Source organism: Microbacterium sp. KHB019, from assembly GCF_037285405.1.
Classification (GTDB): domain Bacteria; phylum Actinomycetota; class Actinomycetes; order Actinomycetales; family Microbacteriaceae; genus Microbacterium.
Map to the genome: position 1 here is coordinate 1116210 of NZ_JBBDHF010000001.1, position 24658 is coordinate 1140867.

18 protein-coding genes are annotated in these 24658 nt (G+C 68.2%); 5 read left to right on the forward strand and 13 right to left on the reverse strand.

The window, feature by feature from the left end:
* Positions 1-2 precede the first annotated feature (2 nt).
* Together ligD and KHB019_RS05415 are read right to left on the reverse strand one after the other, a co-directional pair.
* The gene (ligD, locus tag KHB019_RS05410; RefSeq protein ID WP_337458249.1) at positions 3-1061 is read right to left on the reverse strand and encodes a non-homologous end-joining DNA ligase; all 1059 of its coding nucleotides are present in this window, start codon (positions 1059-1061) and stop codon (positions 3-5) included.
* An 81-nt stretch (positions 1062-1142) separates the two neighbouring features.
* Positions 1143-2267, reverse strand: a complete 1125-nt coding sequence (locus tag KHB019_RS05415) for an SseB family protein (protein ID WP_337458250.1) — start codon at positions 2265-2267, stop codon at positions 1143-1145.
* 53 nt (positions 2268-2320) lie between these two features.
* Between KHB019_RS05415 and glsA the strand changes: the two genes are divergently transcribed.
* On the forward strand, positions 2321-3703 hold the full coding sequence (gene glsA, locus KHB019_RS05420) for a glutaminase A (protein WP_325471801.1): 1383 nt from the start codon (positions 2321-2323) through the stop codon (positions 3701-3703).
* Positions 3704-3713: 10 nt separating this feature from the next.
* On the opposite strand, the gene KHB019_RS05425 is transcribed toward glsA, so the two are convergent.
* Positions 3714-6194: an ATP-dependent helicase gene (locus tag KHB019_RS05425; RefSeq protein WP_337458251.1), complete on the reverse strand. Its 2481-nt coding sequence runs from the start codon at positions 6192-6194 to the stop codon at positions 3714-3716.
* Between the two features lie 62 nt (positions 6195-6256).
* On the opposite strand from KHB019_RS05425, the gene KHB019_RS05430 reads away from it, so the two are divergent.
* Both KHB019_RS05430 and KHB019_RS05435 read left to right on the forward strand, forming a co-directional pair.
* The gene (locus KHB019_RS05430) at positions 6257-6652 is read left to right on the forward strand and encodes a pyridoxamine 5'-phosphate oxidase family protein (RefSeq protein ID WP_230101959.1); all 396 of its coding nucleotides are present in this window, start codon (positions 6257-6259) and stop codon (positions 6650-6652) included.
* Between the two features lie 15 nt (positions 6653-6667).
* The gene (locus tag KHB019_RS05435) at positions 6668-7063 is read left to right on the forward strand and encodes a YccF domain-containing protein (RefSeq protein WP_337458252.1); all 396 of its coding nucleotides are present in this window, start codon (positions 6668-6670) and stop codon (positions 7061-7063) included.
* Between the two features lie 44 nt (positions 7064-7107).
* Here KHB019_RS05435 and KHB019_RS05440 read toward each other — a convergent pair whose 3' ends face one another.
* The 5 genes from KHB019_RS05440 to KHB019_RS05460 all read right to left on the reverse strand — a co-directional run bounded on the left by KHB019_RS05440 (position 7108) and on the right by KHB019_RS05460 (position 14339).
* Complete coding sequence (locus KHB019_RS05440) at positions 7108-7836, reverse strand: hypothetical protein (protein ID WP_337458253.1); 729 nt, start codon at positions 7834-7836, stop codon at positions 7108-7110.
* Between the two features lie 145 nt (positions 7837-7981).
* Complete coding sequence (locus KHB019_RS05445; RefSeq protein ID WP_337458254.1) at positions 7982-11215, reverse strand: lamin tail domain-containing protein; 3234 nt, start codon at positions 11213-11215, stop codon at positions 7982-7984.
* A gap of 150 nt (positions 11216-11365) precedes the next feature.
* On the reverse strand, positions 11366-12391 hold the full coding sequence (locus tag KHB019_RS05450) for an ABC transporter permease (protein WP_230101955.1): 1026 nt from the start codon (positions 12389-12391) through the stop codon (positions 11366-11368).
* Positions 12388-13332: an ABC transporter ATP-binding protein gene (locus KHB019_RS05455; RefSeq protein ID WP_325471808.1), complete on the reverse strand. Its 945-nt coding sequence runs from the start codon at positions 13330-13332 to the stop codon at positions 12388-12390. Before KHB019_RS05455 ends, KHB019_RS05450 begins: the two co-directional genes overlap by 4 nt.
* A gap of 20 nt (positions 13333-13352) precedes the next feature.
* On the reverse strand, positions 13353-14339 hold the full coding sequence (locus KHB019_RS05460) for a glycerophosphodiester phosphodiesterase family protein (protein ID WP_325471809.1): 987 nt from the start codon (positions 14337-14339) through the stop codon (positions 13353-13355).
* A 91-nt stretch (positions 14340-14430) separates the two neighbouring features.
* On the opposite strand from KHB019_RS05460, the gene KHB019_RS05465 reads away from it, so the two are divergent.
* Both KHB019_RS05465 and KHB019_RS05470 read left to right on the forward strand, forming a co-directional pair.
* Positions 14431-15360, forward strand: a complete 930-nt coding sequence (locus KHB019_RS05465; RefSeq protein ID WP_230101952.1) for a Bax inhibitor-1/YccA family protein — start codon at positions 14431-14433, stop codon at positions 15358-15360.
* A gap of 142 nt (positions 15361-15502) precedes the next feature.
* The gene (locus KHB019_RS05470) at positions 15503-15775 is read left to right on the forward strand and encodes a GlsB/YeaQ/YmgE family stress response membrane protein (RefSeq protein WP_230101951.1); all 273 of its coding nucleotides are present in this window, start codon (positions 15503-15505) and stop codon (positions 15773-15775) included.
* A 64-nt stretch (positions 15776-15839) separates the two neighbouring features.
* Here the strand turns inward: KHB019_RS05470 and KHB019_RS05475 are convergent, their stop codons facing one another.
* The 5 genes from KHB019_RS05475 to KHB019_RS05495 form a co-directional block, all read right to left on the reverse strand.
* On the reverse strand, positions 15840-17120 hold the full coding sequence (locus KHB019_RS05475) for an RNA polymerase sigma factor (RefSeq protein ID WP_337458255.1): 1281 nt from the start codon (positions 17118-17120) through the stop codon (positions 15840-15842).
* Positions 17121-17132: 12 nt separating this feature from the next.
* Positions 17133-17558 (reverse strand): YciI family protein, encoded by a 426-nt coding sequence (locus tag KHB019_RS05480; protein WP_337458256.1) that lies wholly within the window; start codon positions 17556-17558, stop codon positions 17133-17135.
* A 103-nt stretch (positions 17559-17661) separates the two neighbouring features.
* On the reverse strand, positions 17662-19239 hold the full coding sequence (gene guaA, locus KHB019_RS05485; protein ID WP_337458257.1) for a glutamine-hydrolyzing GMP synthase: 1578 nt from the start codon (positions 19237-19239) through the stop codon (positions 17662-17664).
* Entirely contained in the window at positions 19236-19751 is a 516-nt protein-coding gene (locus KHB019_RS05490; protein ID WP_230101947.1) for a DUF3817 domain-containing protein, read from the reverse strand. Before KHB019_RS05490 ends, guaA begins: the two co-directional genes overlap by 4 nt.
* 76 nt (positions 19752-19827) lie before the next feature.
* Positions 19828-24471: an ExeM/NucH family extracellular endonuclease gene (locus KHB019_RS05495; RefSeq protein WP_337458258.1), complete on the reverse strand. Its 4644-nt coding sequence runs from the start codon at positions 24469-24471 to the stop codon at positions 19828-19830.
* Positions 24472-24658 lie beyond the last annotated feature (187 nt).

Genomic DNA, 24658 nt, shown 5'->3' on the forward strand with positions numbered 1-24658 from the left:
GACTAGTCGCCGACGCGATTGCCTTCGGCGTCCCAGTTCTCGGCGACGCGCTTGCTCGGCTGCACGCGGGGCGGCTCGCCGGGCATCTTCGGGAACTCCGGCGGGAACGACAGCTCCCCGAGCCCGTTCTCGACGTCGCGCTCCCACCAGCCGAGCAGCGTGTCGATGCGCCCTGGCTTGTCCTGCATCCGCGCCCAGGGATCGCCGACGTCGGCCAGGCGCTGCGGGATGCTGCGCACCGTGAAGCTCGCAGGCTCGACCTCGTCCAGCTCCTCCCACTCGACCGGAGTCGACACCGTCGCCGTGGGCAGGGCACGCGGGCTGTACGCGCCGGCCATCGTCCGATCGCGGTTGGCCTGATTGAAATCGATGAAGATGCGCTCGCCGCGCTCTTCCTTCCACCAGTTCATGGTGACCTGCTCCGGCATCCGGCGCTCGAGCTCGCGCCCGGCAGCGATCACGGCATGGCGGACGTCGAGGAACTCGTGCGCAGGCGTGATCGGGCAGAACACGTGCAGTCCCCGGTTGCCACTGGTCTTGATGAACGGCTCGAGGTCGGCCTCACGGAGCACTTCACGCAGCCCGTGGGCTGCGACGACGGCATCCTTGAAGTCGGTACCAGGCTGCGGATCGAGGTCGATGCGCAGCTCGATCGGGTTGTCGGTGTCGGAGGCGAGCGAGGCCCACGGGTGGAACACGATCGTGTTCATCTGCACGGCCCACACGATGGCGCTCGGGCGGTTGAGCACGATCTGCGGATGCTGCCGGCCGCTGTTGTACGTGACGGTCACGGCATCGACGAAATCGGGAGTGCCCTTGGGCGGGTTCTTCGAGAAGAAGCTCTCGGATCCGGCTGTCACTCCGTTGCGGAAGCGCTCAAGGGACACCGGACGGTGACCGTTCGCGTTCAGGAACGGCTCCGCCACGGTCTGCACGTAGTCCGCGAGCTCGGCCTTGGTGATGCCGGAGTCCTTCCAGATCACCTTGTTCGGACTCGACAGGTCGACGTCGCGCTCCCCGTCGGGATCCGAAACCGTCAGCGTCACGCGTTCAGAGGCCATGCTCCGACCCTATGGGCGCCGCGCGTCACGCGGTAGGGGTCACCCGCCGGCGGTCACCCGACGACGTTCACTCGCTGACATTCACTCGCTGACATCGACTGCGCGGACGAGCACGGCTCCGAGCGCCGCGCGCTCGACGACCATCGACGGCCCTGCCGAGTCGACGATCACACCGGCCAGGGAGTCGTGCCCCGACAGCACCTTCGCGAGCTGTTCCGGCTCGAACGGCATCGGCTTGTCGCTGCGGCCGAGGGCGACGATCTCGAGCGGGTGCGAGAACACCTGGAGGAAGCGACGACCGTCCGCGGTCTGCGCCTCGGCGATGCCGACCTGCCCGTTGCCACTGCCGTCGTTGACGGCCACCCACATCTTCGTCTCGGCGAGCGCGTCGCCGACCTTCTGCTGCGAGTCCGCGTCACGGGGCGCTGCGAGCAGCATCTTGATCGTCATGTTCGCGTCGGCCTGCTCAAGGGCCTTCGACAGCACCTCGACGGGGAACACCGCGCGGTGGACACCGGAGGCGTTGTCCAGGATGAGTCCGGCGAACTCGCCCGTGACGACCTGGTGCAGCACCGCGGTCACGGGCTGCGCGATGGCGGACGTCGCTGTCGGGTCGGTCTCGCGCTGGACCGACTCGCGCACGGCGGCAGCCGAACTGAACGCGAGCATGTAACTGCGATCGCCGTCGCGCACGACTGCGATCGACAGGGGCTTGCCCTCGGCGAGCTGCTCTCGGGCGTCGCCGTGGACGCGCAGGTACAGATGGTTCTGCATCATCTGGCGCAGAACGCCGACGAGCTGCTCGTTGGTCGCGCCCTCCTCCAGCTCGGAGAGCGCTGCGCGCAGCAGGACGTTGTCCTTCATCCCCGGCACCGATTCGGTCGGCTCGGGGGGCAGGGCAGGGGCCAGCGGCAGGGCGCGCTTCTGCGGTGCCTGCTGACTCTGCTGAGCCTGTGGAGCGGATGCCGTCACCGTGGGCGCTGCGGCTCGAGCGGCGCTAGCGGCATCGGGGTCGGGAAGCTTCACCTCGGGGCCGGCGTCAGCGCCGACGCCGCGGAACGCCTGGACCGAGATGCCGATCTCGGGCACCGGCTCGCTGGGAGCCTGTTCCTCGTGCAGGGCGTCTTCCGGAGCATCCGCCTCGGTCGGCGTCTGCGGGTCGGAAGGTGCGTCGTCGGTCTTCTTGCGGCGAGAGAACAGTGCCATATCGCTCAGCCTAACCCGGTCGGCAGTCCGGGTCGGCCCGTAGCATGGGGCGCATGGCAGCCCCGGAGAAGCTCTCTGACATCGTCACGTCGTTTCTCGACATCGTCCACGACCGCCTCATCAGCGACAGACGCGGGGCGGTCGCCGACTACATCCCGCAATTGGCGGATGCCGACCCCGAGTTGTTCGGGATCGCACTGTGCGGCCTCAACGGCCGCGTGTACGAGAGCGGAGACACCCGGGAAGAGTTCACCATCCAGTCGGTCTCCAAGCCGTTCGTGTATTCACTCGCCCTCGACGACTGCGGCCTCGACGCCGTCCACGACCGGGTCGGTGCGGAGCCGAGCGGCGAGGCGTTCAACTCCGTCAAGCTCGAGGCCGGCACCGGGCGCCCGCCTAACCCGATGGTCAACGCCGGTGCGATCGTCACGACGTCGCTCGTGGGCGGCCGCTCATCCGAGGATCGCTTCGCGCGCATCCTCGCCAGGCTCAGCGCGTTCGCCGGCCGTGACCTGTCGGTCGACGAGGCGGTGCTTGCGTCCGAGCAGGAGTCGGGCGACCGCAATCGAGCGCTCGCCTACCTGATGAGCGGCGCCGGGTCGCTGACGGCTCCTGTTCTGGAGACGCTCGACACGTACTTCCGGCAGTGCTCCGTGCTGGTGACCGCGCGGGACATCGCCGTGATGGGGGCGACGCTCGCCAACGGCGGCGTGAACCCGGTCACCGGCAGGCGGGTGACCAGCGCGGAGACGTGCCAGCACGTGATGACGATCATGGCCACGTGCGGCATGTACGACTATGCGGGTGAGTGGCTGCTTCGGGCGGGCCTGCCGGCGAAGTCCGGCGTCGCCGGAGGGCTCGTTGCGAGCTCGCCCGGCGAGTTCGGGCTCGGCCTGTTCAGCCCGAGGCTCGATTCGAGCGGGGCGAGCGTGCGCAGCGTCGTGGCCGCTCAGCAGCTCGCGACCCGGTTCGGGCTGCACGTGCTGCATCGTCCGCTCACGCTGTCGGCATCCGAGGTCATGGCCGCGAACGACGAGCTGGCGGCCGGCCTCGGCGCAGAGCAGGATGCCGCCGCGGCGCAGATCCTGCAGCAGAACGCCGATGATCTGGCGGTGTGGCGTCTGCGCGGTTACATCGACTTCGACGGCGCCGAACGGCTGCTGCTCGACCTCGACGCCTGGCTCGACGCGCGCCCTGCCGACCGTGAATCGCCGGCGGTGATCGTCCTCGATCTGACCGAGGTGACGCAGTTGCAGTCCGTTGCGGTCTGGATGCTCGCCGCCCTGGCCACGTGGTGCCGGGCGCGCGGCATGCGGGTCATCGCCAGCGATCCGCAGGGTCGAAGCCTCGGCGTCGCCGGGCTCTCGCAGTCCGCCGGATTCGAGGATGCCGTACGCGACGCCGCAGCCATGACGGGTGCGAACCCGAACGACTGAGAGGTCAGCGTCAGAGCTTCTCGATCGGCGCGATCTTGATGAGGAGCTTCTTCAGGCCCGCGGAGTCGAATCGCACGTGGGCGATGCGTTTCGCGCCCTCGCCGGTCACGGCGTCCACCCGGCCCTCGCCGAAGTCGTCGTGACGGATGCGGTCGCCTGCCACGAGCTCGAGGTCGCCGTTGTCACGGACCTTGCCGGTGACCTTGTTCGGGAACTTGTCCATCGCGGTCGACAGCGGCTTGAGACCGTCGCGCTTCGCGAGCGGCTGGATGCCGAACCTGTCGCCGCCGCCGTTGCCGCCGCCGAATCCGCCGCGACGGGCGTTGAGGGCGCGTGACTGGGTGCCGCCGCGGGAGTTCACATCGCCAGGCGACTGCCGCCAGTCGACGAGCTCGGCCGGGATCTCTTGCAGGAAGCGGCTGGGCATCGCCACCGAGACCTCCCCGAACTGCGCGCGGGTCATGGCGAGCGACAGGTGCAGGCGCTTGCGGGCACGGGTGATGCCGACGTAGAACAGCCGACGCTCCTCCTGCGGGCCGCCGGGCTCCCCCGCCGAGATCCGGTGCGGGATGAGGTCCTCCTCGACGCCGGTTACGAACACCGCGTCGTACTCGAGTCCCTTGGCGGTGTGCATCGTCATGAGCGACACAGAGCCGGACTCGTCGTCCAGATCATCGGCGTCGGAGACCAGCGCGACCTCGGTGAGGAAGTCGGCGATCGTGCCCTCGGGATTGTTGCGTGCGAAGTCGCGGGCGACGGCGACGAACTCGTCGAGGTTCTCGACGCGGGCCTCGTCCTGCGGGTCGCGGCTGGCACGCAGCGCGTCCAGGTAGCCGCTCTTCGCGAGCAGCAGGCTGAGCCCGTCGGCGACGACGGTGGGCGCCGGAACCTCGCCGGATGCCGGCAGCATCAGCTCGGTCGCCTCTCGCAGCACGGCATCCAACTGACCGATGCCCGCCTGGATCTTGGGTCCGACGCCCAGCTGACCCGGCACCGACAGCGCCTCGCGGAACGTGATCCCGTGCGTCTCGGCGAACTGCGCGATGCTGGCCTCGGTGACCCCGCCGATTCCGCGACGGGGCTTGTTCAGGATGCGGCGCACCGCCATCTCGTCGGCGGGGTTCGCGACCGCGATGAGGTAGGCCAGCGCGTCCTTGATCTCGGCGCGCTCGTAGAACTTCGTGCCGCCCATGATCTTGTACGGCACGGCGGAGCGGATGAAGATCTCCTCCAGCGCGCGGGACTGCGAGTTCGTGCGGTAGAACACCGCCATCTCGGAGTACGGCATGCCTGCTCGGCGCAGTGCCTCGACCTCGTCGGCGACGAACTGAGCCTCGTCGTGCTGCGAGTACCCGGTGAAGCCGACGATCTTGTCGCCGTCGCCGCGATCGCTCCACAGCTTCTTGTCCTTGCGGTCGAAGTTGTGCCCGATGACCGCGTTCGCCGCCGAGAGGATGTTCTGCGTCGAGCGGTAGTTCTGTTCGAGGAGGACGACCCTCGCCCCGGGGAAGTCGCGTTCGAACTCGCTGATGTTGCGGATGTCCGCCCCGCGGAAGGCGTAGATCGACTGATCGGAGTCGCCGACCACGGTGAGCGATGCGCCCTCGAGCTCGGGCGTCGTCGCGTCTGAATGGGACGGCTCGAAGATCATCATGCCGTTCGAGGCATACGGGTCTGGGGCTTCTGCCGAGACCGGGCGGGTCAGCTCGTGGATGAGGGCGTACTGCGCGTGGTTCGTGTCCTGATACTCGTCGACGAGGATGTGACGGAAGCGGCGACGGTACGTGTCGGCGACCTTAGGGAAGGCGCGGAACAGATAGACCGTCTGGCCGATCAGGTCATCGAAGTCGAAGGCGTTCGCCTTGCGCAGCTGCCGCTGGTAATCGGCGAAGATCTCGACGAACTTCTGCTCGGCCGGGTCGCTCATGTTCGCGTCGCGAGCGTAGGACTCGGAGTCCTGCAGCTCGTTCTTGAGCTTGGAGATGCGGCCCTGCACTGATGCCGGCGTCAGCCCGTACGCGTCGGCCTCGTGCTCTTTCACGAGGCGCTTGATGAGCGCCCGCGAGTCGCCGGAGTCGTAGATCGTGAAGGACTTCGTGAAACCGAACTGCTCGGCCTCTCGACGCAGGATCCGAACGCACGCCGAGTGGAACGTCGAGATCCACATGCCGCGAGATGCCTCGCCGACCAGAGCGGCCACCCGCTCGCGCATCTCGCCCGCTGCCTTGTTCGTGAACGTGATCGCGAGGATCTGGCTCGGCCACGCCTCACGCGCGCGCAGCAGCGACGCGATGCGACGGGTGAGCACGCTCGTCTTGCCCGAGCCGGCGCCCGCGACGATGAGCAGCGCCGGTCCCCGGTAGGTGACGGCGGCGAGCTGCTGCGGGTTGAGTCCGGCGAGGAGGTCGTCCCCGTCGGGCGCTCCCGAGGATCCGGGACCGACGGAGGAGGGAACGATCCGTGCAGAGTCAGTGAGAGGGGCTTCGGTCATGGCCCTACGAGTCTAGGCTGGGCCGCAGACACCCGCTTGCGAGCCGCATCGAGGAGGACGAGATGATCAGCGATCTGCAGGAGAAGGAGTGCTACGAGCTCCTGACCAGCACCACGGTGGGAAGAATCGGGTTCGTTCTCGACGAGCGCGTCGAGATCTTTCCCGTGAACTTTCGCGCTTCGGGACAAGATCTCGTCCTGCGCACCGCATCGGACGGCATTCTGCGTCGAATCGCTGACCACGGCGCGCAGGTCGCGTTCGAGGTCGACTACCACGACGACCTCGGCGGCACGGGGTGGAGCGTGCTGATTCACGGGCGCCTCTCCGTGGTCGCGGACGAGGACCCTCCGGAAGGGCTCCGACGCGTATCCCCCTGGGCCGGCAGCGATCGCGCGACCCCGCTGCGACTCGCCATCGACAGCATCTCGGGCCGTCGCGTCCGCCGCGAACAGCACTGATCGAAGGACGGATCGATGCGCACAATCCTCAACATCATCTGGGTCGTCTTCGCCGGCTGGGTGCTCTTCCTCGGCTACGTGGTCGCCGGCATCCTGCTGTGCATCCCGATCGTGACGATCCCCTGGGCCATCGCCTCGTTCCGTCTGGCCGGGTACGCGTTCTGGCCGTTCGGGCGGCGCGTGGTCGAGAAGCCCACCTCGGGTGTGGGCGCATTCCTCGGCAACATCATCTGGGTGGTGCTGGCCGGCTGGTGGCTCGCGATCGGGCACATCCTGTCCGGTCTCGCGCTGTGCATCACGATCATCGGCATCCCGATGGCGATCGCCGACTTCAAGATGGTGCCCATCTCGCTCATGCCGCTCGGCAAGGACATCGTGTCCACGCGGCGCGGCCCGTTCGACGCGAAGTAGCCGGCATCCGGCTCAGTCGCGATCCGGCTCAGTCGCGATCCGGCTCAGTCGCGATCCGGCTCAGTCGCGGCAGCACCGGGGCGGGCGAGCGCCCAGCCGGCGGCGACGAACATCCAGACGAACAGGGCGAAGGCAAGCGTGATGTGGATCGACCGCGGCACCGGTTCGGTCCAGGACGCGAACCAGTAGCCGCCTGGCCCGCTCAGCGACACCGCGACGAGCGTGAGAGCGCAGCGCAGCACGACAACCCCGCCGACCACGGCGATCACCGGCCATGGCGAGCGCCGGCGCGCCATGAGCACCACCACCACGAGGAACGCCGCCCAGGCGCCGAGCACGATCGCCGGATGCGTCCACCACAGCAGCGAGGTCTGCACCGCCCTCGTCGCCACGAGCAGAGCCGCTGGTACCGCGACCAGCAGCACCCGGTCGGCTCCCAGCATCCCGAGCGTCGATTCCTCCGCACGCCATGGTCTGGTCGCGCTCACCCAGCTGGCTCGCGCTGCGGCAGCGCCGGGGCGCCGCACGAGACGGGTTCTGGCGGCCAGCATCCCGATGACGAGCCACGCGATCGCCAGCGCGAGCAGCACCCGCGCAATCCAGGCCATCGCGAGGTCACGGTCTGCGCGCTCGATGCCGAGTTCGGCGGCGGCGACGTTGTGCGCCGGATAGTCGACACCCCCGACGGCGAGCGACAGCCCGAAGCCGGCGCCGAGCAGAACCAGCACGACGAGGATCGCGATCCCGCCCCGCCATCGCGCCGTCGCTCCCATACGAGGACTCTAGTTCGCTCAGGCGGTATCAGTTCGGTCGGTTACTCCGCGCCATAACCGACCGAACTGATCCCGCATGGGACTGCGGGGATACGCCGAAGGCGCGTGGAGCGCTGGGCCCCACGCGCCTTCGTGCGCGGTCCGGTTACACGTTCTGCATGCGGCGGCGCAGCGTCAGGGCCAGGCCGCCGGCGAGCAGCAGGCCGAGCGCGAGGACGAGTCCACCGGCCGACGTCTCGGCACCGGTCGTCGCGAGCTCGCCGCTTACCTGGATGTTCGCCCATCCGAGCAGTTCGCCGTCGGCCGAGTACACCGCGAGGCGGTGGGCGCCGGCCGGAGCATCCGCGGGGATGGTGACCGTGATCGCACCGGCGGCGTTCAGCGTACCCGCCGCGAGGAAGACCGGGTCGGAGTACATGAACACCTCGACGTCCACACCGGCGTGCTTAGCACCCAGCGTGATCGTCACCTGGCCGCCGGGTGCGACGACCGTCTGGTCGACGGTCGCGCCACCGCGGTTGTCGTCCACCAGGCCGGTGCCGGGGAGCGGCTCGACCGACGGACCGGGCTGGTTGCCGCCGTCGTCGGATCCGCCGCCACCCGGGTTCTCGCCGGGGTTCTCACCCGGGTCCTCTCCAGGGTCGGTGTCTGCGAGACCAGGCATTGTTCCGACGTGCAGCGCCTCCGACGTGAACCCGTCGGCGAACCACCACACCGGACGCTGGCCGTCGGTCGACAGCGAAGCAGGCGCCGTGGCGAAGCCCTCGTTGTTGATGTCGGGCATGCCGGCCGGGCGCGCGAAGTGCGCGATGCCGGGCTTGTCCGTCCCGTTGAGCGTCACCTGCGCCGAGGTGCCGCCGCAGCCGTCGTCGCACACCGCCCACAGGACGCCCAGGAACGAGTCGTAGTCGAGGCTCATGACACCGGCGAGGCCGGGGTCGATGGTCGACACGAGCGTTGCGAACCCGCCCGCTGCGAGCGCGAAGGCGTACACGCCGCCGTTGTCCTCGACAGCGACGAAGAACAGTCCGCCGCCGGCGTACGTCGCAGCTTCGTACGGCGCCTTCGTGTTGTCGTCGTAGAGCTTGCCGGCCAGCGCCGCATCCGGCACCCACTCGACTGCCTCCATTCCGAGGTTCGCGCCTACCGCAGGCAGCTGGGCGGTGAGGTCCCACTCGGTCTGAGCGACCAGGTCGGGGCCGGGTGCGTTCGGGTCGACCTGCAGGATCTTGTTCTGGTTGACGCCCTTGTCGCCGTTGTCGCGCTCGGATGCCACGTAGACCAGCCCATTGCCGTCGACGGTGATGCCCTCGGTGTCGGGGCCGGCCGCGTTCGGGTCGGATGCGTCCTTCTGGAAGCGCACGCGCTTGCCGTCGGCCCAGCCGTCAGCGAACGCGACGGATCCGTCCGCTGAGGCCGTCATCTTCCAGATCTTTCCTGTGCCGTTGTCCACGGCCCAGAGGAACGTGCCATCTGCGGTCTGCTGGACGTCGAGCCCTGAACTGTCCTCGAGGAAGGTCGGGATGCTGTCGAGCGCACGCACGTCGGCCGAACCGGGCCACGGCGACACCGGGATCTCGCCGACGCAGACGTTCGGCGCACCGGGTGTCGATTCCGCCGTCGCGGCGAATGCGCCGGTCGTGTCCGGGCAGCGTCCCCAGGTCGGAGCCACGTGCCCTGCACCCCACGAGGTGGAGTCCACGAGCATGTCGCCGTCGAACACGCGGATCGTGTCGTCCTTGCCGATTCCGAACTCGAGGTCGTCGAGAACGAGGTAGCCGTTCGCCGGGATGCTGGTGCCCGCGGCGATCTCGTGAACGTGGGTGTCGTCGTCGTCCTTCACGACGATGCCGGAGACATCGAGCACCTCGGCGGTCGGGTTGACGAGCTCGACCCAGTCGGGGTCGCCGTCCGATTCGACCTCGTTGATGCGCACGGGGTTGCCGCAGGCGTTGCGGAGGCCCTTGGTGCTGACCGCGACGTCGACGAACTCGCCGGTGCCGTCCTCGCACCGTGCGAGGACGCCCGCTGCGTGCTCTGCGTAGACGTGCTCGTCGACGGTGCTGCCGTTGGCATCGCGCACGGTGACCGTGTCGCCGCCGCCCAGGCCGAACGCGAAGTTCGTGTTCTGGTCGAAGACGAAGTATGCGCCGGGTTCGAGCACCGTGCCGGTCGGCAGCGGCGTGGTCTCGCCCGCGTGACCGACCGGGTCGCTGTCCATGAGCGTCCAGCCGGAGATGTCGACGGGCGCGGAACCGATGTTGACTACCTCCACCCAGTCGGTGGCGTCGCCGTTCGACTCGATCTCGTTGATCGCGACGGTCGGCGGCACGCACTCGTTTGCCGCGCCCTTGGTCTCGAAGGCGAGCACGAAGTCGCCGGTGCCGTCGGGGCAGCGCGCGAGCGTCGCCGCAGCGAAGTCGCCGTCGATGCTGGCGTGCTCCTGCCAGGTTCCGGTGCGGTCGACCAGCTCGAGCGCGGTGTCGAACAGGCGGACCTCGTCGGCGCCGCCGATGCCGAACTCGCCGAACGCGGTCTCCACTCCTGCGGTGAGCCCGATGTCGCCCTGTTCGACGACGAGGAACTCGCCTCCGGCGAGCGTCGTTCCCTCGAGGAAGGCCCAGCGGTGATCGGTGTCGTCGTCGCTGTCGCGGATCTCATAGCCCGAGAGATCGAACGGCTCGGTGCCGGGGTTGTACAGCTCAACCCAGTCGGACGGCTGCGAGTCGACCTCGTTCAGCACGACGGAGCCGGACACGGTCTCGCCTTCGCCCGGTTCGCCCTCACCGGGCTCGCCCTCGCCGGGATCGCCTTCACCGGGTTCGCCCTCACCGGGTTCGCCCTCACCGGGTTCGCCCTCGCCGTCGGACGCGAAGACGTTCGCCGCGCCCTTCGTGGATTCGGCCGTCAGCTCGTACGTGACGTCGGCGGCGTCGCCCTTGGCGCCCCAGCTCGGCACGGCGTGTGTGCCGGCCGGCCACGTCGCCTGGAGCAGCGGGTCAGCGCCGTTCGCGTCACCGGGCGCGAACAACCGGACGCTGTCGCCCTTGCCCAGGCCGAAGTCGAAGTCGCCCACGCCGTCCACCAGCGTGTCGAGCACGAGGTACGCACCGGGCTCGAGAACCGTCCCGGTGGGAAGCGTGTACGGGTTCTTGTCGCTGTTGTCCTGGACGATGTAGCCGCTCAGGTCGACCTGCGTCCCGGAGTAGTTGTAGAACTCGATCCAGTCATCCGGGCTGCCACTGTTCGAGACGACTTCATTGATGCGGACGCCGAGCGGCGCCGCTTCGGCGAGAGCTGCGGTGGGCACGGCGAACAGGGTGGCTGCGCCGAGGGCGCACACCGCCGATGCTGCCAGCCCGCTGGTCAGGCGAGACATGTGACTCCAGAAGAATCGGGATCGGGACACGAACGTGCCTCAGTCGACCGATTCCGACTGTCCGGCAGTCGCACGGGGTCCGTCCAGAAGGTGAACGGCCCGTGTCGCAACGGGGTCAGGCGAGCAACCCGATCCAGATGAGCAACGCGGTCAGGCGATGCGGGTACCGGGTGGCAGCATCCGCGCCGGCGTCGTCGTTCGCGCCCAGGCGCCGGCGAACAATCCACCGGCGAGCACGATCTGGACGCCCAGACCGACGAACCAGCTCGGAACGGTGCTGTCGATGACCTCCTGGGCGGTCCGGTCCTGGGCCTGCGACTCGTCCGGGTTGCACTCGTCCCAGCGGTAGTCCTGCGGCGGCAGCTGCGCGCTGCGGACGCCGTACTTGATCTGACCGAACATGTCGGCCGGCCATCCGCCGTCGCCGTAGACAGTGGGCGTGGCGTCGGCCAGCACGACGAAGGGGTTCGCCGCGAGCACCCACCAGACGCGATCGAATCGCGGCGTCTCGTAGGTGTAGGTCTCCCAGCGGTCGCAGTCCACGTTGCCGAAGCTGTCGTAGGGCCGGTTGTAGTTCGTGGTCTCGGTGCGAAGCGCCGTGCCGCCGAGGGCGAAGACGATGAGCGTCCCGATCGCGAGCGCCGCGACGACCAGGTAGGTGGCAGCGACCGAGAACAGCGGCCGGGCGATCAGACCGCTGAAGCCGACGCCGATCGCGGCGACGACGATGATCTCCACGGCGAGCACGATCAGTGACACCGCGAGCGTGCCGGGGTGCGCTCCCCCGCCGATCAGCGAGATCGCGAGGAACGGCACGGCGACGAGCAGGAACGCCCCGCCCGTCGCGACAGCCGCAAGGAGCTTGCCGAGCATGATGTCGCCGGTGGAGACGGCCGTCACCTGCACGGCCGCGAGGGTGGCGGCATCCCGATCGCCGTTGATGGCGTTGCCGCTCAGCGTGGGCGAGACGAGGACGACCAGCAGCAGCACGATGTTGACGACGATCGAGTACACGCCGGCGCCGGCCATGCCGGTGTACGAGTACACCGCGAACGACAGGCCGGTGATGCCGAGCAGGATCAGCGCGTAGACGCCGAGCAGGATGTACCAGCCGACACTGCGGAGCCGCTGCGTGAGCTCGAGCCGGGCGATGATGCCGATGTGCGTGAGGTTCATGCGTTCGGCCCCGTCTGCGGCAGGTTCAGGAAGGTGTGCTCCAGCGCGCTCTGCGCGGGTGAGAACTCGGTCACGTCGAGTCCGGCTTCGACGATGAGGCGGAGCCCTGCGGCCGCCGCCTGCTCGCTCTCGAACCCGGCGACGGCCGCGTTGCGGTCGATGCCCAGCGCACCGGGCTCCATCCCGAGCGCTGCGGCTATCCGATCCGCGTCCGCCATCCCGCGTGCAGGGTCGGCGCCGGCGAGGCGGATGCGCCAGCCGCGGGCGGTCGAGTTCGCCGGGGCTGCGTCGACGACAGCACCGGCGACGAGGAAGACGGCGTCGTCGATCACCTCTTCGAGCTCGGAGAGGATGTGGCTGGAGATCAGGATCGTGCGACCCTCGGCCGCCAGCCGTCGAAGCAGAACACGCAATTGCACGCGAGCGGCGGGGTCGAGGCCCGATGCCGGCTCGTCGAGCAGCAGAACCTGCGGATCGTTCACGAGGGCGCGGGCCAGGCCCAGCTTCTGCTTCTGCCCGCGGGAGAGCACCTTCGCCGGAGAATCGGCGAGCTCGCCCAGCCCGACGAGCGAGAGCAGTTCGGCTGCCTTCTGCTGCGCTGCGTCGCGTTCGATGTCGTACAACCGCGCGGTCGTGACGATCGTCTCGCGGGCGGTGAGCGAAGGCCAGGCGCCGAGAGCGTCCGGCATCCACCCGAGCAGGCGTCTGGCGCTCAGCGGATCGTCCATCGGGTCGACCTCGCCGATCCGGATCGTGCCCGTATCGGGGGCGAGCAGGGATGCCAGCATGAGCAGCAGCGTCGTCTTCCCCGCGCCGTTGGGCCCGACGAGGCCGGTCACGCGACCCGGCTCAGCGCGGAAACTCGCACTGCGGACGGCCTGCACGGTACTCGCTCCTGTACCGAACGATCTGCTGACGCCCTCGGCGACGATTCCGGTCATGCGGTCAGTCTGGCAGGGAATCAGCGACGGAAGAACGCCACGCCGAGATCGGGATGGTCGACGAACACGCCGTCGATGCCGCTGCGGGCCAGGACCGCCCACTCGGCCTCGTAGTCCCCGTATGCCTGGCGCCCCCCGTCCCCGCGGAACTCGGCCGCGAGGAACGCGTTCTCCGGGCGCGCGGTCCACGTGAACACCTTCAGTCCGCGTGCATGCGCGTCGGCGACGATCGTGTTGTCGCGGGCGAGCAGCATCCGCTTGTTCACGCTGATGCCGTCGACTCTGCCGATCAGGGCATCCAGACCCTTGGGAGTCACGACCGACTTGTACGACGCGGCGTGCCTGCCGACGGCCACGACCTGATCGTAGGGGCGACCTGAGGCCTCGATCAGGTAGATGTACGAGGCCGAGATCCCCTCCGCCCGAAGCTGGGCGAGCACCGTCGACTCGAAGGACTCGATCGTGAGCGGCAGTTCGCCGTCCGCCCAGCCGGCCGCGCGCAGATCACGCGCGATCAGCGGTGCGAGGTCGAGGCCGATGCTCGAGAAGTAGGTGGCGTGCTTGATCTCGAGCACGACGCCGATCTCGCGACCGTGCTCGGTCGAACCGGCCCGCACGAGATCGAGCAGGTCGATCAGGCGCAGCATCGGCTGGGCATCGCCGAAGGTTGCGCTGGAAGGGCGGACCTCCGGCAGCCGCTCCCTCGTGCGAAGTATCGACAGTTCCTGCCAGGTGAAGTCCTCGGTGAACCATCCGGTCAGCGGCTGCCCGTCGATGCGCTTGGTCGTCTTGCGTGCCGCGAACTCCGGACGGTCGGCGACATCGGTCGTGCCGGAGATCTCGTTCTCGTGCCGGATGACGAGCACGCCGTCGCTGGTGGCGACGACGTCCGGTTCGACGGCATCGACGCCCATCGCCAGCGCCAATTCGTATGAGGAGCGGCTGTGCTCCGGGCGATAACCCGGGGCGCCGCGATGTCCGATGACGAGCGGGGACTTCCTGGGCATGGATTCAGGTTAGAACACCCCACGCATAGGAATCCGCCGGTATCGTTGAAGAAAGCGACCTTCAACCACTTTCGGAGTGAGGCCCACAATCATGAGCAACTTCGCCTTCAACAACCCGGCGTTCCAGAAGCAGGATCCGCGCAACGTGGCCACCTATCCGGGCGCGCCTGGCGCTCAGACCGGTATGCAGGGCGCTCACACCGCGTCCTTCCAGCACGCGAGCATGGATGCCGCGGCCAACGCGCAGCTCGAGGGCATGTACACGGCCCCGTCCGCCGGCGCCATCGAGACGGACCGCATGTCCGTCGAGGACACGGTGTGGAAGACCGCCGGCCTGTTCGGCATCCTCCTCGTCGCCGCGGCTGTCGGCTGGGTGTGGACCCTGGGCGGCATCGCCGCCCCTGAGTACAACCCGTACTCGGACTTCGCGCCGAACATGCTGCCGTGGATCGTCGGAGCGCTCGGCGGCTTCGTCCTCGCCATGGTGATCACCTTCACCGCGCGCAAGAAGGTGCGTCCCGCTCTGATCTTCGCCTACGCGGTCTTCGAGGGGCTCTTCGTCGGCGGCATCTCCGCGTTCTTCGAAGTCATCTACCCGGGCATCGTGACGCAGGCCACGCTCGCGACGGTCGCGGTGGTCGGCGTGACCCTCGCCCTCTTCGCCAGCGGCAAGATCCGCGCGTCGAAGAAGGCCACCAAGGTCTTCATGATCGCGATGGTCGGCTACCTGGTCTTCTCGCTCCTGAACCTCGTGCTGATGTGGACCGGCATCAACCAGAACGCCTTCGGCCTGTTCAGCACTGAGATCGCCGGCATCCCGCTCGGCCTCATCATCGGCGTGCTCGTGGTCATCATGGCCGCGTACTCGCTGGTGCTCGACTTCGACCAGATCCAGCAGGGCGTCCGCAACGGCGCGCCGCGCAAGTTCGGCTGGATGGGCGCCTTCGGCATCATGGTCACGGTTGTCTGGCTGTACGTCGAGATCCTGCGCATCATCGCGATCGCCCGCGGAAGCAACTGATCCGAATCGTCTCAAGGGGCCCGTTTCTTCGGAGACGGGCCCCTTGCCGTATCTGCGACACTCCGTCAACGGGGTACATGAAACTCACAGACAAGAGGATCATGTAGCCACCGTCACAATCACAGACGTAAAGGAGCACATCATGGGTTTTCTCGGATTCCTTCTTCTCGGACTCATCGCCGGGGCGATCGCGAAGCTGATCCTCCCCGGCAAGCAGGGCGGCGGCTGGTTCGTCACGCTGATCCTGGGCGTTGTCGGCGCACTGCTCGGAGGCTGGATCGGTGGCCTGCTCTTCGGCCGCGGGCTCGAGGAGTTCTTCGATCTCGGCACGTGGGCTCTCGCGATCGGCGGCGCGATCATCGTGCTGCTGATCTACGGCCTCATCGTGGGTCGTGGCAACAAGGTGCGCGACTAGCCGATCTCCGCGCGTAGACGCGCCACGAGGCCCCCGGGTGTCACCACCCGGGGGCCTCGCTGCGTCAGTCTTCGGCTTTCGACTCCAGAAGGGCGCGCTCTCTGTCGTTCCCCGCGAGTCTCGCAGCAGTGGCGAACTCGGTGCGGGCCTCGTCCTTCCGCCCCAGCCTGAGCAGCAGCTCGCCCCGTGTCGCCGGAAGCAGGTGATAGCCGGCGAGTGCGCCGGATGCTGCGACCTCGTCGATGATCCGCAGAGCGGATGCCGGCCCCGTCGCCATCGCCACGGCCGCGGCCCGGTTCAGCTCCACCACGGGAGACGGCGCGATCCGGCCGAGCGCCTCGTACAGCAGGACGATCCGGTCCCAGTCGGTCTCCTCGACGGATGCCGCGACGGCGTGGCATTCGGCGATCGCGGCCTGGAGTCCGTACGAGCCTCTCCCCTGCCCCAGCGCGTCCGCCTGTCGGAGTGCTGCCCGGCCGCGCGAGATGCGGCTGCGATCCCAGCGGCTGCGGTCCTGATCGGCGAGGAGGATCGGTTCGCCGTTCGCGTCGATCCGCGCGGGAAACCGGGCGGCGGTGAGCTCCATGAGCGCGAGCACGCTGTGCGCATCGCGCTCTCCAGGCACCAGCGCCGTGAGCACGCGCGTCAGCCGGATCGCCTCGTGGCTGAGCTCAGGGCGCATCCAGCTGTCGCCGCTCGAGGCCGCGTGCCCCTCGTTGAAGATCAGATAGAGCACCCCGAGGACCGCGCTCAACCGCTCGGCGTAGTCCTCGCGCGACGGGACTTCGAACGGCACCTTCGCGGCTCCCAGGGTCTTCTTCGCTCGCACGATACGCTGCTGCACCGTGGCCGTCGGGACGACGAAGGCCCGGGCGATCTCTTCGCTTCCGAGACCGCCGACGACCCGCAGTGTGAGTGCCACGCTGGCCTCCCGCGAGAGCACGGGGTGACAGGAGATGAAGATCAGGCGCAGGACGTCATCGTCGATGGCATCCGGGTCCCAGGGAGCGGCATCCATCGCGTCCGCGTTCTCGCTTTCGAGGTCGTGCGCGATCGTGGTGATCCGGTCGTCATAGCGCTCCTGACGGCGCCAGCCGTCGATCGCGCGACGCTTGGCGACGGCCGTCAGCCAGGCCGCGGGGGTGCGCGGCACACCGACCTGGGGCCACTGCTGCAGTGCTTCGAGGAGCGCGTCCTGTGCCAGGTCCTCCGCGAGGCCGAAGTCGCCGACCATGCGCGTCAGCGTGGCGACGATCTTCGCCGACTCTATGCGCCATACGGCGGCGACGGCGCGCTCCGCATCAGTTGTGGAACGCACCGTCTCGCCGCTTTCAGCAGAGCTCATGGCATCGCCGGTTCACTGCTGCGCGCGCTGCTCGGCCTCGTCGCGCCAGCCCTGTTCCTTCTGGATCCACTCGTTATCGGCCGGGAAGTCGTCCATCTCCTGGACGCGCCGCACTTCGAGGAAGTTGCCTGCGGTCAGCGGGGCGCGGCTCGCCCATTCGGCTGCCTCTTCACGCGAGGAGACTTCGATGATCCAGAAGCCGTTGAACAGCTCCTTGGTCTCGCCGTAGGGGCCGTCGGTGATGAGCGGCTTCTCGGCGCTGAAGTCGACGACGAACCCCTCGGAGGCGTCGCTGAGGCCCTCGCCGGCGGCCAGGACCCCGGCCTTGATCATCGACTCGTTGTACTTGCCCATGGCTTCAATGATCTGCTCGAACGGAATCTCGCTGTACGCCTGGACAGCCTCGTCGGTCGCGCGCATGATCAGCATGAACTTCATGATGTTCTCCTTCAGTTGCGGGGTCGGTTCCGACCCTCTCACTGAAGACGTCGAACGGGAAGACGTCAGATCGACATCGGCTGCGAAAAAATCTCAACCGATCTCACTCCCACTCGATGGTCCCCGGGGGCTTCGAGGTCACATCGAGCACCACGCGGTTGACATCGCGGACGCCGTTGGTGATGCGGTTGGAGATCTTCGAGAGCACGTCGTAGGGCAGTCGGGTCCAGTCGGCTGTCATGGCGTCCTCGCTGGACACGGGGCGCAGAACGATCGGGTGCCCGTAGGTGCGTCCGTCGCCCTGCACGCCCACCGAGCGCACATCGGCGAGCAGCACGACGGGGCACTGCCAGATCTCGCTGTCGAGGCCGGCCTTGGTCAGCTCCTCGCGGGCGATGGCGTCGGCCTCGCGCAGAATCTCGAGGCGGTCAGCGGTGACCTCACCCACGATGCGGATGCCGAGGCCGGGGCCCGGAAACGGCTGCCGTCCGACGATCGCCTCAGGCAGTCCCAGCTCGCGGCCGATCGCGCGGACCTCGTCCTTGAACAGGGTGCGCAGCGGCTCGATGAGCTCGAAGTCGAGATCCTCCGGAAGGCCGCCGACGTTGTGGTGCGACTTGATGTTCGCCGTCCCCGTTCCGCCACCGGACTCGACGACGTCGGGGTACAGGGTGCCCTGGACGAGGAACTTGATCGGCTCGCCCTCGGCCTTGGCCTCGGCGACCAGGTCGAGCTGCACCTTCTCGAACGCGCGGATGAACTCGCGTCCGATGATCTTGCGCTTCTGCTCCGGGTCGCTGACGCCTTCGAGGTGCCCGAGGAAGGTGTCGGCGGCGTCCACTGTGATCAGGCGGACGCCCGTTGAGGCGACGTAGTCGTTCTCGACCTGCTCGCGCTCGCCCTTGCGGAGGAGGCCGTGGTCGACGAAGACGGCGGTGAGCTGGTCGCCGATGGCCTTGTGCACGAGGGCCGTCGAGACGGCGGAATCGACGCCGCCGGAGAGGGCCGAGATGACGCGGGCCGAGCCGACCTGCTCGCGGATGCGGGCGACCTGCTCGTCGATGACGTTGCCGCTGTTCCAGTCCGAGGCGAGGCCGGCGGCCTTGTGCAGGAAGTTCTCGAGAACCTCCTGGCCGTGATCGGAGTGCTTGACCTCGGGGTGCCACTGCACGCCGTAGAAGCACTTCTCATCGCTGCCGAACGCGGCGACGGGGGTGTCGGTGGTGGATGCCAGCACGTCGAAGCCTTCTGGCGCACGGGAGACCTGGTCGCCGTGGCTCATCCAGACGTTCTGCGTGCTCGGCTGACCGCCGAGCAGCACGCCGCCGTCTTCAGCGATCACCGCATCCGTCGCGCCGTACTCGCGCAGGCCGGTGTTGGCGACCTCGCCGCCGAGCGCACGCGCCATCATCTGGAAGCCGTAGCAGATGCCGAGGGTCGGAACGCCGAGGTCGAAGATCGCGGAGTCGAGCGCTGGTGCGCCCTCTTCGTAGACCGATGACGGCCCGCCGGAGAGGATGAGCGCGACCGGGTTCTTCTCGCTGATCTCGGCGGCCGAGACGCTGTGCGGGACGATCTCGCTGTAGACGCCGGCCTCACGGACGCGGCGGGCGATCAGCTGCGCGTACTGGGCGCCGAAGTCGACGACGAGGACGGGGCGCTGGGCGGTGTCGGCGCTCATAGCGCTGCCTCCTGGGTGAGTGATGCTTCGGCGACGGATGCTTCGCGTGATGCGAGGTAGGCCTTCACCTCGCGAGAGACGCGGACCTCCATGATGAATGAGAGGGCCGGGATGACGCCGCCGAGGGCGAGCATGATGAAGCGGACGAACGGCCAGCGCATCAGGCTCCACAGGCGGAAGATCGCGAACAGGTACACGACGTAGAACCAGCCGTGCGCGACGAGGATGAGCAGCGAGATGTTCGTCCCGTCGCCGACGGAGGTGAGCTCGCAGCCCATGCCGCCGGGAACGAACAGTGAATACCACTGGCATCCGTCGCCGACGATGACGTCTGCGAACCAGAGCAGGCCGCCGGAGCCGCCGGCGAACAGCTCGAGGTGCGTGGGGCTGTACTTGAGGATCATCTCGGCCAGCAGCAGAAGCAGCATGACACCGGTGATGATCGAGGCGACCTGATAGAACCTCAGCGCCCCGCGGATCTTCGGGAACGAGGCTGCTTTCGGTTCGGGCATGGCCTCAAGTCTACTAGCGCGCGGCGCACGGCGAAGGCCGCCGGGAATGCTCCCGGCGGCCTTCGCCGTCAGTCGCTCAGAACCAGCCGGAGATCAGATCCCACAGCCAGTCGACCACCGCCTTGATGATGCCGCCGAGGCCGCCGCCGTTGCCGCCGCCCTTGTTGACCGTGACCTGATCGGTGGCCTGGTCGCCATCGGCCTGTGCGACGATCACGGTGTAGCGCCCGGCATCCGTGTTCTTCGGCACCGTGAGGGATGCGGAGAACGAGCCGTCCTCGTCGACCACGACGGTGCCGAGCTCGACGAGCTTGCCCTTCTTCGACTCGAGGGTCACGGTCACCGTCTCGCCCGGCGTGAAGTCGTCGCCGGAGACGGCGAGCTTCTTGCCTGCGCTGACGGTGTTGCCCTTGACCTCGATCGTCCCTTCGAACTCCTCCTCGCCCGCATCCGCGAACGTGATCGGAACGCGGACGTTCGTGCCGGCATCCACGACCGCGACGGTGAGCAGCTGCTCGCCGGACACCCCCTCCGGGACCGTGAACGTCAGGCTCGCTCGGCCGGCCTCGTCGGTGGTGTCGACGACCGTCGGATCCACCGCGCCGCTGGCGAGAACGACGTCACCGAGCGAGACGCTGACCTCACCCGGCGCCGGGTCGCCGCCGCTGAACGCGAGCGATGAGAGGTCGATGGTGACCTCGTCGCCAGCGCTGTAGCCGTCGGCATCCGGAGCGCTGAGCGTCACGCCGACGGCGCGCTGCGCGAGGTCGGGCGTCGCCGTGCCGTTGGCGTCGAACCAATCGACCACGGACTGCAGGTCGATCTTGCCCGTGTCGGCCTTGTTCGTGCCCTCGGCGAGGGTGAAGAAGTTGTCTCCACCGGCTGCGAGGAACGAGTTGGCCGCGACGACGTAGGACGCCTCAGGGTCGATCAGGTCGCCGTTCAGCGTGATCGCGGTGATCCGCTCCCCCGCCGCCGCCGTCGGGTCGTACGTGTACTGCAGACCCTCCGAGAGCCCCAGCTTGAGGAACGGACGGCTCGCACCCGCCGGCTGCCACTGCTCCTCGAGCACGCCCTTCAGCTGCGCACCGGTGAGGTTCAGGGTGACCAGCGTGTTGGCGAACGGCTGCACCGTCGCCGCCTCACGGAACGTCACGTTGCCGTCCGGATCGGATGCCCCGGACGACGCGTACGTCAGGTTCGCTCGGATGCCACCGGGGTTCATGATCGCGAGGTCAGCACCGGTCGCCCACTGCTGCACGTCGGCCACGAAGTTGCCGATCGTGGACTCGCCGCCGCGGTTCTCCGAGCCGTTCGTCTGACGCGCCCGGTTGAAGTCACCGGTGATGGTTCCGACCGGCTCAGCACCGAGGACGTCGGCCTCTGCCTTGGCATCGTCGACGATCGACTGCACCTCGGCGATCGGCTCGTAGAGCGGAGCACCGTCCTGCGTGAGGGGCTTGATCTCGTTGGTGATCGAGAGCAGTTCCTTCGTCTCCGGGTCGACCTGCAGGTTCATCAGGCCGAAGTTCTCGCCGTACTGACCCGCCGAGACCACAGGGCGGCCGTCGATGACGTGGTTGTACGCGAGGTGGGTGTGCGCCGAGACGATCGCGCTCACACTGTCGTCGACGCCGTCGACGATCGTGCCCAGCGCCGACTCGGGCGTGATGCTCGCGACGTCCGTGGACGTCGCACCCTCGTGCACGAGCAGGATCAGCACATCGGCCTCGCCGTTGGCGGAGTCGCCGTCGGTCAGATCATCGGCCACGTCGTTCACCGAGTCGACGATGCTGCGCACCTCCAGATCGGCGATGCCCTCTGGCGAGACGAGCGAGTCGAGCTCCTCGGTCACAGCGCCGATGAAGCCGACGCGGACGCCGTCCATCTCCTTGACCCATGCCGGGGCCAGGGCGGTCTCGCCGGTCTCGGTGAGGAACACGTTCGAGGAGATGTACTCCCAGTCCGCGCGGTCCTGCACGCGGTCGCGAAGGTCCTCCCAGCCCTGATCGAACTCGTGGTTGCCGGCGGCGCTCACTTCGAGCCCGGCGGCGTTCAGCGCGTCGATCGTGGGGTTGTCGTCGTTGATGAACGACGTGAACGTGGATGCTCCGATGAGGTCGCCCGCAGCGGCGAACACCGTGTTCGGGTTCGCGTCGCGGACAGACTTCACAGCCCCGGCGAGCACGGCGGCACCGGCCGCCGCACCGTCGGCCTCGATGCGACCGTGGAAGTCGTTGATCGTGACGATGTCGATGTCGACCGGCGGGATCTCGCTCGAGATGCCGACGATGACCGGGTCGTGGTCGCTGGAGCGGAACGGCGTGCCCGCCTCGGTGGCGCCGAACGCGTAGCCGCGGTCGCTCCACTCCGGCGAGTTGATCGTCCAGACACCAGTGCCGGTGATCGACGCCGAAAGGGACGGCGAGGCGATGGCGTGGTCGAGGGAGCCGAGCTCGCCGTCGAACGAGTACGTGTATTGGCCTGCGGCGTTCGCTGGCACGAGGTCGCTCCAGCCCGCCTCGGAGAACACGTTGATCGGGTCCTCCTTCGCGTACGCGTTGAAGTCGCCGAGGAGCAGAACGTCGTCGCTGCCCGATGCCTCCGTGATCTCGTCGGTGAACTCCAGCAGAGACTGCGCCTGAGCGGTGCGGTCGGCGTTGAAGTGTCCCTGACCGTCGGCCGGCTCTGCGCCGTCGCCCGACTTCGACTTGAAGTGGTTGGCGACCACCGAGATCGTGCGACCATCCATGTCGAAGGTCTGCGCGATCGGCTCGCGGGCGTTGCCCCACACCGTCTCGTCGATCTTCGCCATGCTGTCTCCCACCGGGGTGACGGCATCCTTCTTGTAGATGATCGCGCTCGTGATGACGTCGGTCGTCGTGTCGAGCAGCTCGTCGGGCGTCTCGACGTAGTCCCACACGTCGCTGCCCGCGTCGGCATTCAGACCGTTCACAAGGTTCTGCAGCGCCACGTCGGGCGTTCCGTCGCCGAAATGCACCGAGTTCTCGATCTCCATCAGCGCGACGACGTCCGCATCCAGGCCATTGATCGCCGTGACGATCTTCGAGCGCTGGATGTCGAAGAACGCCTGGTTCTTCGCCCCGCGGGCGTCGGGGTCGTCCTCCGAGAACGTCGTGAAGTAGTTGAAGACGTTGAACGCCGCGACCTGGACGTCACCGCCGACCTCGGGGGCCGTCGCAGACCGAGGGTTCTCGGTGGCGAACGTCGCCTTGTCGGCGGCGGCCGTGTCGCTGTTGATCGGCGTGACCGGCTGCAGGCGCCAGTCGTCGAATCCGTACTGCAGCACGTAGCCGTCCTGGGCGAAGTCGACGGCGTCGCCGTTGCGGACCACCGTGTCCTTCGTGAAGTACGGCTGGTCGCCGGGGTGCGCGCTGTTGCTGATCTGGACGTTGTATCCGTCGTCGAGGAGGATGCGATCGGCGCGGTTGGATGCTGCGATCGCATTCGCCGCGTCACCGGGGCGCTCGAGCTCGGTGCTCTTGACGTTGAGCTCGCCCGGGTTCAGCCACAGGGTGCCGAAGTTGTAGAGCTGGTGGCTGGACGCGATCAGGTAGTCGCCGGACGGGGCGACGAGCATGTTCTCGTACGCCTCGCGGTCGCCGCCGACGACTGTCCCGGGGAGCGGCGTCGCTGCGGGAACACCCGCACCGGCGGTCACGAGCGTGACGCCGGCGGCGACCGCCGGGCTGATCTGGGTCTGCCCGAAGTACTCGGAGACGGTTCCGGTGACCGAGACGAGGTCGCCGATGGCTCCGGGAACCGTCTTGCCGTTCAGGAAGACGAAGACGCCGTCGGAGGCACCGGGGGTCGCGTCGTTCTCGCCCCCGGAGTCCTTCGTCTGGATGACGATGCCGTTGTAGCCGCCGGTGCGGTAGTCCGCCGTGACGACGCCTTCGACGGTGACGGTCTGTCCGTTCAGGGGCGAGACGTCCGTCGCGCCCTGCACCTCGGCGATCGTCGCCGTCGTGGGATCGGGGTCGCCGGGGTCACCGGGGTCGCCCGGGTCTGTCTCGGAGGCCTGCGGGGTGATGGTGGCCGAGAGCGTGAAGTCGGCCGAGTTGTCGTCGGTGTCCACGCCGTCGGTTCGGTTCAGGGACTTGACGTCGGTGTTGCCGGCCGGAGCCGTCGCCGGTGCGGTCTCGAACGTGTTGGACGTGCCGTAGCCGAGCACGTCGATGACGCCGTCGGCGCCGACGACGGAACCGGTTCCGAGGGCGACGGCCGCCGTGCCCTGCACCAGGGCGAGCGTGCCGGTGGTGCCGCTCGGGTTGAGGTTGCCTGCGGCGTCGGCCTCAGGCAGCACGGCTCCGTTCGCGCCGTTCGAGCCGCCCTGGACGAGGTAGTATCCGCCGGCGGGGATGACGCCCGAGAGCGCGACGACGCCGTTCGAGTTGCCGGTGCCTGTCGCCGACCGGTACTGGACCGACATGCCGTCGAGGGTGATGTCGGCATCGGTCGGGTTGTACAGCTCGACGAACTTGTTCTTGAAGGCGGCACCGGCGCTGCCGCCGGACAGGTACGCCTCGTTGATGACGACGCCTGTGCCGTCTGCGGCGGCGAAGGCGGGCGCGGCGACGAGCGTTCCGAAGCTCAGCGCGCATGTGGTGGTCAGGGCGAGGGTCGCGATGCGCCCCCGTCTGCGTGCGATGGACGACCCAGCGCGACGCGCTGCACCGTCAGGGGTGGACGACATCATTCGGTTGTTCTCCTCGTCGACAGATGAGACCCCGGGCGTCGCCATGAGGCGCACGAGGGAGCTTTCGCGACGCACAGGGTCGGTGCATGCGGCCACTCGCGTGTGAGCTTATGAGCGGGCTGAGACTTTCCCGAGAGAGTTCAGAGATCGCTAACCGGAAGTTCTTCCGAGCCGACCTGCGTTACGA

What these genes read in the sequence shown, in the direction of transcription:
- KHB019_RS05430 (WP_230101959.1), top strand. Translation starts at nt 6,257, where the DNA reads ATGATCAGCGATCTGCAGGAGAAGGAGTGCTACGAGCTCCTGACCAGC.
- KHB019_RS05445 (WP_337458254.1), bottom strand. Translation starts at nt 11,215, where the DNA reads ATGTCTCGCCTGACCAGCGGGCTGGCAGCATCGGCGGTGTGCGCCCTC.
- KHB019_RS05425 (WP_337458251.1), bottom strand. Translation starts at nt 6,194, where the DNA reads ATGACCGAAGCCCCTCTCACTGACTCTGCACGGATCGTTCCCTCCTCC.
- KHB019_RS05435 (WP_337458252.1), top strand. Translation starts at nt 6,668, where the DNA reads ATGCGCACAATCCTCAACATCATCTGGGTCGTCTTCGCCGGCTGGGTG.
- KHB019_RS05460 (WP_325471809.1), bottom strand. Translation starts at nt 14,339, where the DNA reads ATGCCCAGGAAGTCCCCGCTCGTCATCGGACATCGCGGCGCCCCGGGT.
- ligD (WP_337458249.1), bottom strand. Translation starts at nt 1,061, where the DNA reads ATGGCCTCTGAACGCGTGACGCTGACGGTTTCGGATCCCGACGGGGAG.
- KHB019_RS05480 (WP_337458256.1), bottom strand. Translation starts at nt 17,558, where the DNA reads ATGAAGTTCATGCTGATCATGCGCGCGACCGACGAGGCTGTCCAGGCG.
- KHB019_RS05415 (WP_337458250.1), bottom strand. Translation starts at nt 2,267, where the DNA reads ATGGCACTGTTCTCTCGCCGCAAGAAGACCGACGACGCACCTTCCGAC.
- KHB019_RS05490 (WP_230101947.1), bottom strand. Translation starts at nt 19,751, where the DNA reads ATGCCCGAACCGAAAGCAGCCTCGTTCCCGAAGATCCGCGGGGCGCTG.
- KHB019_RS05440 (WP_337458253.1), bottom strand. Translation starts at nt 7,836, where the DNA reads ATGGGAGCGACGGCGCGATGGCGGGGCGGGATCGCGATCCTCGTCGTG.
- KHB019_RS05465 (WP_230101952.1), top strand. Translation starts at nt 14,431, where the DNA reads ATGAGCAACTTCGCCTTCAACAACCCGGCGTTCCAGAAGCAGGATCCG.
- glsA (WP_325471801.1), top strand. Translation starts at nt 2,321, where the DNA reads ATGGCAGCCCCGGAGAAGCTCTCTGACATCGTCACGTCGTTTCTCGAC.
- KHB019_RS05450 (WP_230101955.1), bottom strand. Translation starts at nt 12,391, where the DNA reads ATGAACCTCACGCACATCGGCATCATCGCCCGGCTCGAGCTCACGCAG.
- KHB019_RS05455 (WP_325471808.1), bottom strand. Translation starts at nt 13,332, where the DNA reads ATGACCGGAATCGTCGCCGAGGGCGTCAGCAGATCGTTCGGTACAGGA.
- KHB019_RS05495 (WP_337458258.1), bottom strand. Translation starts at nt 24,471, where the DNA reads ATGATGTCGTCCACCCCTGACGGTGCAGCGCGTCGCGCTGGGTCGTCC.
- KHB019_RS05470 (WP_230101951.1), top strand. Translation starts at nt 15,503, where the DNA reads ATGGGTTTTCTCGGATTCCTTCTTCTCGGACTCATCGCCGGGGCGATC.
- guaA (WP_337458257.1), bottom strand. Translation starts at nt 19,239, where the DNA reads ATGAGCGCCGACACCGCCCAGCGCCCCGTCCTCGTCGTCGACTTCGGC.
- KHB019_RS05475 (WP_337458255.1), bottom strand. Translation starts at nt 17,120, where the DNA reads ATGAGCTCTGCTGAAAGCGGCGAGACGGTGCGTTCCACAACTGATGCG.